The following is a 12,119-nucleotide window of genomic DNA, read 5'->3' on the forward strand; positions in this document are numbered from 1 at the left end:
GAACCTGCGGTGCGCGCGAAAGTTCCTCGTCCTATCCGCCCGCCGGCCCGTCCAGGCCGAGCGCTTCTATCAGGCGGCGCTGCCGCAGCAGCAAATGGGTGAGCGAGGCCACGTCGCCATCGGCCGGCTGGTGCGTCATGCCCTCGTCCACCGCTTCCACGATGGCTTCGAGCGTATCGGCGATCTCGCGGGACAGGTCGTGCAGCTCTGCAAAGCGCGGATCGACGGCCGCCGCCGCCAGCGTCGCTGTCGTGACGCGTCCGATGCCGTGCGGCACCTTCGCACCCGCATCGACATAGCTTTCCGGCAGATCGCCCTTGATATTGGTGACGCGATGATAACGGATGGCGTCGATCATCTGGTCGACGGCCTGACACGCACCCGCCACCCGGGACGGATGGTCCGTATCGGCCGCCGCATGCGGTAGCAGTTCCAGCTTGCCCGGATGCCGCTCGGCGAGCTTGAGATAGGGCAGCATGGGACCGCTCAAGGCGCCGCTCGTCGCGTTCTTGAAGAGGTCGGCATCGATGGCGGCGTGGCGCACCTGTCCCGACGTAATCGCCCGGTCGAGCGCGCTCACATCGACCACCTCACCGCGATCGTAATTCACCACGACCGCGCCCCGGTTCATCGCCGATAGCACCGCCTCGCCGACGATGCCCGCATTGGCATGGATGTGGGTCGCCGCATCGAGCCGGCCGAGGCCGACATGAACGGAGAGCGCGTCGGCGCCCTTAACGGCCTCCACCGGCGTCTGCGCATAGTCAAAGCCCTCGGCCTCAATCCATTGCCGGTGTTTGGCGCGGGCATAGACCACGACCCCCATGCCGAAAGCACGGCCGAGTTTCGCCACTTCGCGGCCGATATTGCCATAACCGAGCACCGCCATGCGGCGACCCTCGAGCTTGGCGGTCGGGTAGGACTTGAGGTCGCGGCCGGTATCGAAATCACCCGCTGCAACGCGCTGGTGCAGAAGGTCGACCGGCAAATCGGGCGTGACCTTCATGAGGGCCTTCATCACCATCTGCGCCGTCGCGCGACTGTTGATGCCCGGTGTGTTCATCAGCGGCGCGGCGCCACCTTCGCCATCACCGCCGCCCCAGGAGGCTGAGCCCATATTGCCGGTGCCCGCGCCGATGCGCACGCCGCCGAGCGGAAAGATCGCCTGTTTGGGGATGAACGTGGCGGCCGCGATCAGCGCGTCGTACCGGCCATCGGCCGTCTGCGCAATGATCTCGGCCTCTGCGCTGAGATCGGGAGCATAGAAGAAATGGATGCCCGGCGGCAGTGTTTCGCGCTGATAGGCGCCGTCGTGGAAGACGCCGCCCCGTGCCTCGATGTGGGCCTTCACCTCGCTGGGATCGGGCCGGCCCTCCGCATCGAAGCGCAGGCCGACGAGATCGGCGATCAGGATTCGATAGGCACGCTGCGGCTCATCCAGCCGAGCGCTGTCGTTCGAAGCCGCTTGTTGATCCTGCATGGTAGCCCTCCCTGCTCGCCCCTCATTTTCGTAGGCGAGTTTTCCGGGCCGGGCAAGCGGCGGCGGTCCCGCGCAAAAGCGACACGGCACGTCAAAACCATCGTATTGCCCGTCCGCAGCACGCCCTCCATAAAGAAGCGCTGAAGAGGATTGCCCATGACATCTCGCGCTTTCACCGTCATCGAAAACGAATGGATCACGCTTGCCGACGGCACGCGGCTTGCCGCCCGAATCTGGATGCCGGAGCGCGCGGAGCAAGACCCCGTGCCTGCCGTCTTCGAGTTCCTGCCCTACCGAAAGGGAGACGGAACCAGCCCGCGAGATGAATCGACCTATCCGGTCTTCGCCGCCGCCGGCATTGCCGGCGTGCGCGTCGATATCCGCGGCTCGGGTGAATCCGATGGTGTCATCGACGGCGAGTACACGCCGCTCGAACTTGCCAATGCCTGTGAACTCGTCGCCTGGATCGCGGCGCAGCCGTGGTCGAACGGTTCCGTGGGCATGATGGGTATCTCCTGGGGCGGTTTCAACTGCCTGCAGGTCGCGGCCCTCAAGCCACCGGCCCTCAAGGCCGTCATCTCCATCGCCTCCACCGTCGACCGCTACAATGACGACATCCACTACAAGAACGGCACGCACCTCTCCGCCCAGCTCTCCTGGGCCGCAACCATGCTCGCCTACCAGTCCCGCTCGCCCGATCCGGACATCGTCGGCGACCGCTGGAAGGACATGTGGCTGGAGCGATTGGAAAACGAGCCCTTCTTCCTGGAGGAATGGCTGCAACACCAGCGCCGCGACGCCTTCTGGAAACACGGCTCGATCTGCGAGGATTTTTCCGGCTTTCCCGTGCCGGCTCTCGTGATCGCCGGCTGGGCGGACGGTTATCGCAGCACGCCGCTGAAGGCCGTCGAGGGGCTTGGCGACAAGGCCAAGGCCCTGATCGGACCGTGGGTCCACAAATATCCGCATTTTGCCTGGCCGAAGCCGCGCATGGATTTTCATGGCGAGGCCATCGCCTGGTGGAACCGCTGGCTGCGCGGCGAAGAGAACGGTGCGGAAAACACCCCGCAGGTCCGCGCCTATATCCAGGACGCTGCCCGTCCCGCGCTCCGCCGCGAGGTCGATCCCGGCTTCTGGATTGGCAAGGATACTTGGGAGACGCCGGACATGGCGACCTTTTACGTTGAGCAATACGGCACGCTCACGCCCGGAATGCCGATTGTCGGCGCTTCCGGTCATGACCGTTATCTGAAATCACCGCTCGATACCGGCATCATGGCCGGCGAGTGGTTTACGCTGAAGCCGGACGCGGAGATGGCGCTCGACCAGCGCCTTGACGATGCCGGCTCGCTCATCATCGAGACGCCGCCGCTCACCGAGCCCCAGGACTTCCTTGGCCAGCCGGTGCTGGAACTCGATGTTTCCACTGAGGCCGAGATCGGCAATCTCTGCGCCCGCCTCGTCGATATCCACCCGGACGGCACCGCGACGCGCGTCACCTTCGGTGTCGTGAACCTCGCGCACCGCGACGGCAATGCCGAGCCGAAAGCCATGCCGAAGGGCGAGAAGACCCGCATCCGCCTCGTGCTTGATGCGATGGGCTACCGCTTCCGCGCCGGCCATCGCATTCGCCTGTCGCTCTCGACCGCCTACTGGCCGATGGTGCTGCCGCCGCCGACGGATGCCGGTGTGACGATCGATCTCGCCTCACTCGGCCTCGCCCTGCCGAAACTCGGCGCGCACGAGATCGTCTCGATCCCCGAGCCGGCCAATCCAGATCCGTTGCCGAAATATACCGAGCTTGCGCCGGGCGAGACCGCCCGTGGCGTCGAACGCGACCTGACGAACGGCCTCACCGAATATTCGATCTACGAGGATACCGGCCTCTTCGAACATCCAGGCACGGGGCTTGCCACGCGGCAGGTGCGCGACGAACTCTGGTCGATCGCGCAAGACGATCCGCTGTCGATGACCGGCACCTCCGTCTGGACCTGCGACATGCAGCGCCCCGGCTGGTTCGTGCGCACGGTTTCGACGGCAACCATCGCCTGCACGGCGACGGACTGGCTGATCTCGGCCTCCGTCCGTGCCTTCGAGGGTGAGGTGCAGATTTTCGAGAAGACCTTTGAAAAGGCAATCCCACGCGATTTCATGTGAGGGGCTGTTCCCTCCGGTGCAAATCGGTGGTCTTTGCTGGAGCCGTCTTCAGTGGAAGTCGCGGGATTTGACGCGGATGGTTTCCACTTGTCCTGCGCCCTCCGGTCCCGAGGCACCGCGCCGGCCGATCGTGGCAAAATCCGCGGAAAGATCGGTGAGGTGCTGCACGACGAGGTGCACCACCTCGCCTTCCCGCTGGATATAGCCTTTGACGCCGATCATCGGCGCACCCATCACAATGGGGCGATAGGCGAGAAAGACCTTCCGCCAGACGACAAGATTGGCGATGCCCGTCTCGTCCTCGATCGTCACGAAGATGACGCCCTTGGCCGAGCCCGGCTGCTGGCGGATGAGCACGATGCCGGCCGTCTCGACTTTCCGGCGGTCACGCAGCCGCGTGGCCTCTGCACAGGTGACGATACGGCGACGCGCGAGGCTTTCACGCAGAAAGCTGACCGGATGGGCCCGGAGCGTCAGACCGACGTGGCCATAGTCCTCCACCACTTCCCCCCCCGTTGCCATGGGGCGGAGCGCCACCGCGGGCTCGCTGATTTCCGGAACCGTTGCCGCTTCCCGCTCGGCGGCGGCGGTAAAGAGCGGCAAAGGCTCGTCCCGAAGGCCGCGGATCGCCCAGAGCGCCTCGCGGCGGGAAAGGCCAAGCGACGGCAGGAAGGCGTCGGCATCGGCCAGCCGCACCAGCGTATCGGCGGAAAGGCCTGAGCGACGCCAGAAATCATCGACTGAAGCGAAGGGCTCCTTCTCACGGGCGGCGATGAACCTGCCCGCCGCCTTGTTGTCGAGCCCTTTCACCAACCGCAGCCCGAGGCGGACGGCGAACCGTCCCGCCTCTTCCGTCGGCCCCAGCGTGCAGTCCCAGCGGCTTTTGTGGATGCACACGGGCCGCACCTCCACCCCATGCTCGCGCGCATCGCGCACGATCTGTGCCGGGGCATAAAACCCCATCGGCTGGGAATTGAGCAGGGCCGCGCAGAAGACATCCGGATGATGGCACTTCATCCAGGCGGAGGCATAGGCGATGATGGCGAAGCTGTAGGCATGGCTTTCCGGGAAACCATAGGAGCCGAAACCTTCGAGCTGGCGGCACATGCGCTCGGCGAAGTCGCGCGGATGATTGTGACTGACCATGCCCTCAACGAGTTCCTCCCGGAACTTGTCGACACCGCCGGTATGCTTGAAGGTCGCCATGGCGCGGCGCAACTCGTCCGCCCGGCCGGGCGTGAAGCCGGCGCACTCGATCGCCACCTGCATCGCCTGCTCCTGGAACAAGGGCACGCCGAGGGTTCTTTCCAGAACCTTTTTGAAGGCGGCGCTCGGATAATCCACGGCTTCCAGTCCCTGCCGCCGCCGAAGATAGGGATGCACCATGTCGCCCTGGATCGGCCCCGGCCGCACGATCGCCACCTGGATGACGATGTCATAAAACTCCTTCGGACGAAGGCGCGGCAGCATGGACATCTGTGCCCGGCTCTCGATCTGGAACGTACCGACCGTATCGGCCTTCGAGATCATCTCGTAGGTCGGCTCGTCTCCCGCCGGGATGGTGGCGAGCGTATAGGTCTCTCCCTTGTGCTCCGTCAGGAAATCGAAGGCGCGGCGCATGCAGGTGAGCATGCCGAGCGCCAGCACGTCGACCTTCATGAACTTCAGATATTCGATGTCGTCCTTGTCCCACTCGATCACCTGCCGATCATCCATGGCCGCGGGCTCGATGGGCACAAGATCGTCCAACCGGTCGCGCGTCAGCACGAAGCCGCCGGGATGCTGCGAGAGGTGGCGCGGTGTATTGATCAATTGCCGGGCCAGCTCGAAAAGCAACCGGATACGGCGATCGTCCACGTTAAGCCCCACCGATTGCGCATGGGTTTGCGGAACATCGTTGGACCAGCCCCAGACCTGCGAAGACAGCGCCTTCAGCACATCCTCCGGCATGCCGAGCGCACGCCCCACATCCCGCATGGCCGCCCGCGAGCGGTAGCGGATGACGGTGGCGCAAAGGGCTGCCCGTTGCTTGCCGTAGGTCTCATAGATCCACTGGATCACCTCTTCCCGGCGCTCGTGCTCGAAATCCACGTCGATATCGGGCGGCTCGCCACGTTGCTCCGACACGAAACGTTCGAACAGAAGGCCGTTCACGGTCGGGTTTATGGAGGTGATGCCAAGAACGAAACAGACGGCGCTGTTGGCCGCCGACCCCCTGCCCTGGCAGAGAATGTCGATGGAGCGGGCGTAGCGCACGATCGAATTCACCGTGAGGAAGTAGGGGGCATATTTCATCTTCGCGATGAGCGTCAATTCATGATTGAGCTTCTTGCGGACCATTTCCGGTATGCCGTCAGGATACCAGCTGGCCGCCCCCTCCCACGTATATTTCTCCAGCGTTTCCTGCGGCGTGAGGTCCGGATGCGCCTTCTCTTCCGGGTACTGATATTCCAGCTCGGACAGTGAAAACCGGCAGCGCTCCACAATCTCCAGCGTGCGGGCGAGCGCTTGCGGGTAACGCGCAAAGAGCCGGTGCATTTCCGCAGGCGGCTTCAGGTAGCGGTCGGCATGGCGCTCGCGCAAAAAACCGGCATTGTCGATGACGACGGTGTGGCGGATGCAGGTGACGATGTCCTGCAGCATGCGGCGGCCGGGCTCGTGGTAGAGCACGTCGTTGGTGACGACGGTGGGGACGCGGTGTTGGGTGGCGAGGTTGGAGAGGTTGAAGAGCCGCACCTGGTCGTTTGGTCGGCGACGGAGCGTGAGGGCTAGATAACAGCGATCGCGAAAGGTTTCGCGCAGGCGGCGCAGGTGAAAGGCGACAGTCTCGTCCGCGTCGTCTGGTACCAGCACGGCGAGTAGGCCTTCGCTCCATTCCACGACGTCCGCCCAGTCGAGATGGCATTTTCCTTTGCCGGCCCTCTTCTTGCCGATGGTAAGCAGGCGGCAGAGGCGGGCATAGGCGTCACGGTCGGTCGGATAGACGAGCAGCGACATGCCGTCGACAAGATCCAGGCGGCAGCCGACCACCAGACGTACCTGTGCCACATCCGGCGGAAGCTCCCGCGTCGCCTTGAAGGCCTGGACGACACCGGCAAGGCTGTTGCGGTCGACGACGGCCACAGCCTCGATGCCGAGGGCGCTGGCCTGGGCGAACAGCTCCGCGGAGCTACTCGCACCCCGCAGGAACGAGAAGTGGGACGTCACCTGAAGCTCGGCATAACGCGGTTTCATGCGAAAACCCCATGCAGGAACCAGCGGCCCACGCCGTTCGTCGCCTGCTGTTCATCACCCGAACGGAAGAGCCAGAAGCGTTCGCCAGAAGCATCCTCGACCTGAAAATAGTCCCGCACGCCGGCAAGCTCGGCATCGCGCTTCCACCATTCGCCAAAGATACGTTCCGGGCCGTCGGCGCGCTTCACCAGCCGCCGCACGCCGCGCCAGGTGAAGGCACCCGGCGGGTGATCCGGCAGGAGCGCCATGACCTCGATCGGCTCCGGCCGGGCGAGCAGGCGTGACGGACGCGGCCAGCGGCCCTGCCAGGTCGCACCGTCATCCGGGGCAAGCGGGGCGATACGACGGACGGAGCGCTCGGGCACATCGCTCTCGACGGGGGCCATGCGGTAAAGCCTGCGCGCGCCGATGCGGTTGGCGATCACGTCGACAAGGCCGGTAATATCCGCCTGTTCCTCCTCGATCAGCGAAGATACGGCCTGCTGCAGGACGAGCGGTTCGGCAAGCGTGGCGGTCAGGTCCATGATCTCGATGCCGAAACCCGGATCGATCGTCTCTATCCGATCCGAGAGGAGCCGGGTGAGCCGTTTTTCATCCCGAACGGGCTGTGCCGTGCCGACGCGGATCGCCTGGAGCGAATTGTCGACGCGGTGGAAGAGGAGATCGAGCCTTCGGGCGCCGAGGCCGCGCTTTTCCAGCGCCAGGCAGAGGTCATGGACGAGGCTTGTCGTGTAGCGCGCGATGGTTTCGGGCGCACCTATAGGTTCGCCGAAGACTTTTCGCACGCTGGCAAGTTCAGGGTCGCGGAGCGGATCGACGGGTTCGGAAATGGTACCCTGCAACTGGTTGAGCCGGCGGCCGAGGAGCGGGCCGAAACGCAGGACGAGCGGCGCGCGTGGCACGTCAAACACGTCGCCGATCGTGGCAAAGCCCAGCACGTGCAGGCCTGCCACGATGTCCGGCGGGATCCTGAGCCCGGGGATCGGCAGCGGCGCCACCATGTTGCTCGTCGCGCCGGGCGCAATGATGCAGACGGGATCGGCGCGGAAACGGGCGGCGGCGTGGGCTGCGCCCCAGCTATCGGCAATGGCCGCGCGAGCGGCGATGCCGGAGGCGCCGAGCCGGTTGACGAGGCCGGTCAGCATGCGTTCTTCGCCGCCGTGCAGGTGGTCGGCGCCGGTCGTGTCGATGACCAGGCCATCCGGCGGGTCGGGTGCGACGATGGGCGCGTAATGCTGCAAGGCCCAGAGCGCCAGGCGGTTGAGTGCTGCCGCATCCGCTGCGGGATCGGCCGGCATGGTCATCACATCGGGCAAAAGCGCATGGGCCTTGGTGAGCGGCATGCCGACGCGCAGACCAGCCTGCTCGGCAGGCCGGCTCACCGCCGTGACGATGCGACGTGAGCCCTCCCGTCCGACAAGCACGAGCCGATCATCAGGCGGAGGCGCCGAAGCGCCCAAGGTGCGTCTCAGGCGATCGATCGGCCAGCCGGGAAGAAAAAGCGATACGACCCTCGGCATCGGAGGCCTCCACGTCAAAATCTGCTGCCGCGCCAGCCCGACAGCGCACAAGTTGCAAATGCCACTGCGCCCGGCCGATGCCGGGCACAGGAAGGGCGACGGACGGGCGGACGGCAACCCGCCAGCGCGTTACCGCGGCGGACGGTTGGGCAAAGGCATCCACCTCCGCCCGGTGGCGCAAGCGCCGTAGCGCAATGGCGAGCGTGCCGCCGGCTTCGGCAGCCAGTTGCAAGCGGCGCGAGGCGGTCATCGACAGCCGCGCCACTTCCGCCACCACCGCGCCGAGCCCGCCATGGCGCAACCCCTCCTCGAAACAGAGGAGCAGGCTCTTCTCGTCGCCCGCCTCCACATAGATTACTCGGCCCGGCGCAAGCCCCGCCTGCGCCAGCGCCGGCGCGAAGAGGTCTGGCCGTGTCAGGCACCACAGCACCTGCCCCTTGGTGCGTGCCGCAATCCCCGCGGCAAAGAGCATGGCGGCAGCACCCTCCACCGCGTCGTTGCCGCCGCCGCACACCTCATGCAGGCTCGCAAGGGCCAGTCCGCCACCCGGCAAGCGGTCGTCGATCTCCGGCACGCCGAAGGGCAGCACCGCCCGGTCGCGCGCCGTACGGTCATCGAACTGCCGGATGCGGTCGCGCAGGTCGGCGACAACGGCACGGGCGGCGAAGGCGGACATCGGCGTGGCAGCTCCCGGATTGAAAAGAGTTATGTTCTCTATTTGTTCCATTGAATGCATGAGAGTCAATCGCCAAACCGCCTTACGGCGATCACAGTTTGAATCACCTGTGGAACCAACTGGCGCGAAGGAAGTTCTTCCTTCGCCATTCCATCAAATTCAGGAGACATGTTCATGGCTGACGAAAAGAGCACCGGCAAACGCACGCTCGGCGTCGTTGAAGGTCGCGACAGCATTTCGGAAGATGCCCGCGCCGCGGCGGCGGAAGCAACGGTCAACGAGCAGATCGAAGCGCTGAAGGCCGAAATCAGCCGGCTGAAGGAATCCGCTGGCCTTATCGCCGAAGGCACCGGCCAGCTTGCGGTTGCCAAGGCGGAATCGCTGCGCGACGAAGTGCGCACCACCATCCAGACCAATCCGCTCGCGGCGCTGGCCGGTGCCGCCTTCATCGGTTACCTTTTCGGCCTGCGCCACCGGTAACGAAACAAGGGAGCAATTGCTCCCCCATCGTTCCATGAAAAAGCCCGGCATTGCCGGGCTTTTTCGTTTGTTCAGAACCAGCGTTGACGACGTGGCGGTTCGCTTTCCAGGGAACCCAGCAGATAGCCGATGACGACACCGGCAAGGCCGGCCGTCAGCACGACGGTGGAAAGGGCCGCGGGGTGCTCGCGTGCTGCCTGGGCGACTGCGGCACCTTCGTTGCGAACATACTTCGTTGCCGACCGGACGGCGGGCCGTGCAGCCTCGACGGCATTGCCGGCGCGATCGCGGATCGTCTCATAGGCTTCTGTGCCCCGCTCCCCAAGATCCTTCTGAAGCGCGGCGATTTCTGCGCGAAGAGCGGAAATCTGGGATTGAACGTCAGTGCTTGCCATTGCGGTCTCCTTGTCTGCAATGGAAACCGAACGGCTGGCGAGCGGCTTGGTTCCAATCGGCTAGCGCAATTCCAGCAAAAGTGTAAAGCGGCCCTGCGGCCGGAATTGTGCAGGAACAAAGAAATGGAATTGCGCGTCAGCTTGCCTGGCGGCGCCCGTCTCGACGGATTTGCGAGGGCGTATCGCCAAAGGCGGCGCGGAAGCGGCGCGTGAAGTGCGACAGGCTCTCGAAGCCGGTTTCGAGCGCGATCTCGATCAATGGCTTGTTGGTGCGCACCACCATGTTGAGCGCCGCCGCCATGCGGATTTTCATGTAGATCGCGCTCGGCGAGGCGCCCATGTCGCTTTCGAACAGTCGTTCGAGCTGGCGGCGGGAGACGTTGGTCATGGTGGCGATGCTGTCGATCGACAGTAGGTCTTCCGTGTGCTGCTCCATCATCATGATGGCGAGGTGCACGCGGCGGTCACGCGCCTCGAGGCCGAGCGGATTGCGCGGCTGGAGATCGGTCGCATCGCGGCGGTGGCGGATTTGCAGGATTTCCAGCGCGTTGCGCTCCGCCGCCTCGCCGACATGGTGGCGGACCAGCGTTGCCGCGAGATCGGCGACGCTGCTGCCGCCGGCACAGGTTGCGACCTTGCCGTCGAAGCGGAAGATCTGCTCGGACGTCGCCTCGATGTCCGGGAAGCGACCGCGGAATTCACGATGATGCAGCCAGCTCACACAGGCCGTGTGTCCCTTGAGCAGCCCGGCTTCAGCGAGAATGAAACTGCCGGTACACAGACCAATCAGCCCGACGCCCGCATTGGCCGCCTTGCGCAGATAGGCCTGCGCATAGCTGTCGATCGGCTCGTCGACCTTCAGCAGGCCGCCGACGACGGCGATGTAGTCGAAACAGGAGGGATCGGCAAAGGGGGCTGTCGGCGCGACTTGGATGCCGCTCGACGACGAGATGAAATTGCGCGTGCTGCTCAGAACGTCCCAGTCGCAATTGACGCGACGGGAGCGATCTTCGCTGTCGCTGGCGAGCCGTAGCGTGTCCACGAACAGCGCGAAGGCAGAGAGCGTAAAGCTCTTCGAGAGGATGAAACCGACACGCAACGCCTTCGGCGCTGCCGTCGCACTCATCTCCTTCCCCGTCCGAACATCCACCGCCATCCAGATCTCCCAGACCGTTCCGCAAGACATTATCGCCGCGGGCCAACACCGTTGACAGGAGTCCTATCAGATTTTACGGGCTCGCTCCATTCCCTGGCCGATGTTTGTCTCTTCATTCACGCCGGCGCGCACCACGCACAGTCAATGACACGGCATAAAGCGACGTGGTGGCGGTAATGAAAAGGCGGTGGCCGTTCCGGCCGCCGAAACAGACATTGGAAACGGTCTCCGGCACGAGGATTTTTCCAAGGCGGCGGCCATCCGGCGCGATGCAATGCACGCCGTCGCCCGCCGAAGACCAGAGATTGCCGTTCTCATCGATCCGCATCCCATCCGCACAGCCCGGCGCAATGGTGTGAAAGACCTCACCGCCGGTGAGCCGCCAATCCGCATCGACATCGAAGGCACGGATATGACGCGGTTCATCGCTGTGGATGCGCCCGGTATCGGCGACATAAAGACGTTTTTCGTCCGGACTGAAGGCAAGGCCGTTCGGGCACTGGAAATCCGTGAGCACGGCGCTGACCGCGCCGGAAAGCGGATCGACGCGATAGACGTTGCACGGCAGCTCCTGTTCCGAGCGGGTGCCCTCGTAGTCGGAAACGATGCCGTAATGCGGATCGGTGAACCAGATCGCGCCGTCCGAGGCGACGATCACGTCGTTCGGCGAATTCAGCGGCCTGCCTTCGTACCGATCCGCAATCACGGTGATGGAGCCGCCATATTCGGTGCGGGTGACGCGGCGTGTGCCGTGCTCGCAGGTCACGAGCCTGCCTTCCCGGTCGCGGGTATTGCCGTTGGAAAAGTTCGATGGCTCGCGGAAGGTCGTCAGGCCCGACGCCGGGTGCCAGCGCAGCATGCGGTTGTTGGGAATGTCGGAGAACAGCAGGCAATCGTGATCGCCGAACCAGACGGGGCCTTCGGCCCAGTCGAAACCGCTGGCAAGCTTCTTGAGGGGAGCATTTCCCAATACGAAACTGGAAAAAACCTTCTCCTCGGCCTCGAAAAACGACATCAGCCT

8 protein-coding genes and 1 pseudogene are annotated in these 12,119 nt (G+C 64.6%); 2 read left to right on the forward strand and 7 right to left on the reverse strand.

The window, feature by feature from the left end; translation table 11 throughout:
• Positions 1 to 31: 31 nt before the first annotated feature.
• A pseudogene (locus tag ACT6VE_RS09350) lies at positions 32 to 1,444 on the reverse strand (NAD(P)-dependent oxidoreductase); the annotation flags it as partial.
• A gap of 192 nt (positions 1,445 to 1,636) precedes the next feature.
• Here ACT6VE_RS09350 and ACT6VE_RS09355 point away from each other — a divergent pair.
• Complete coding sequence (locus ACT6VE_RS09355; protein WP_444798343.1) at positions 1,637 to 3,637, forward strand: CocE/NonD family hydrolase; 2,001 nt, start codon at positions 1,637 to 1,639, stop codon at positions 3,635 to 3,637.
• Positions 3,638 to 3,685: 48 nt separating this feature from the next.
• On the opposite strand, the gene ACT6VE_RS09360 is transcribed toward ACT6VE_RS09355, so the two are convergent.
• From ACT6VE_RS09360 to ACT6VE_RS09370, 3 genes are read right to left on the reverse strand one after another with little or no spacing between them, the layout of a single operon-like run.
• Positions 3,686 to 6,871: an error-prone DNA polymerase gene (locus ACT6VE_RS09360; RefSeq protein WP_444798344.1), complete on the reverse strand. Its 3,186-nt coding sequence runs from the start codon at positions 6,869 to 6,871 to the stop codon at positions 3,686 to 3,688.
• Entirely contained in the window at positions 6,868 to 8,391 is a 1,524-nt protein-coding gene (locus ACT6VE_RS09365) for a DUF6504 family protein (RefSeq protein WP_444798345.1), read from the reverse strand. The genes ACT6VE_RS09360 and ACT6VE_RS09365 overlap by 4 nt, the downstream gene beginning before the upstream one ends.
• Positions 8,306 to 9,067 carry an ImuA family protein gene (locus ACT6VE_RS09370; protein ID WP_444798346.1) on the reverse strand — a complete coding sequence of 254 codons (762 nt, stop codon included), beginning with the start codon at positions 9,065 to 9,067 and terminating at the stop codon, positions 8,306 to 8,308. The genes ACT6VE_RS09365 and ACT6VE_RS09370 overlap by 86 nt, the downstream gene beginning before the upstream one ends.
• Positions 9,068 to 9,241: 174 nt before the next feature.
• On the opposite strand from ACT6VE_RS09370, the gene ACT6VE_RS09375 reads away from it, so the two are divergent.
• The gene (locus ACT6VE_RS09375; protein ID WP_150130163.1) at positions 9,242 to 9,547 is read left to right on the forward strand and encodes a hypothetical protein; all 306 of its coding nucleotides are present in this window, start codon (positions 9,242 to 9,244) and stop codon (positions 9,545 to 9,547) included.
• Between the two features lie 71 nt (positions 9,548 to 9,618).
• On the opposite strand, the gene ACT6VE_RS09380 is transcribed toward ACT6VE_RS09375, so the two are convergent.
• The 3 genes from ACT6VE_RS09380 to ACT6VE_RS09390 form a co-directional block, all read right to left on the reverse strand.
• Complete coding sequence (locus tag ACT6VE_RS09380) at positions 9,619 to 9,942, reverse strand: hypothetical protein (RefSeq protein WP_444798347.1); 324 nt, start codon at positions 9,940 to 9,942, stop codon at positions 9,619 to 9,621.
• 136 nt (positions 9,943 to 10,078) lie between these two features.
• Positions 10,079 to 11,068 (reverse strand): GlxA family transcriptional regulator, encoded by a 990-nt coding sequence (locus tag ACT6VE_RS09385; RefSeq protein ID WP_069063741.1) that lies wholly within the window; start codon positions 11,066 to 11,068, stop codon positions 10,079 to 10,081.
• 142 nt (positions 11,069 to 11,210) lie between these two features.
• Complete coding sequence (locus ACT6VE_RS09390; RefSeq protein ID WP_444798348.1) at positions 11,211 to 12,113, reverse strand: SMP-30/gluconolactonase/LRE family protein; 903 nt, start codon at positions 12,111 to 12,113, stop codon at positions 11,211 to 11,213.
• Positions 12,114 to 12,119: the final 6 nt, after the last annotated feature.

The organism is Shinella sp., from assembly GCF_052438155.1.
In the GTDB taxonomy this organism is placed as follows: domain Bacteria; phylum Pseudomonadota; class Alphaproteobacteria; order Rhizobiales; family Rhizobiaceae; genus Shinella.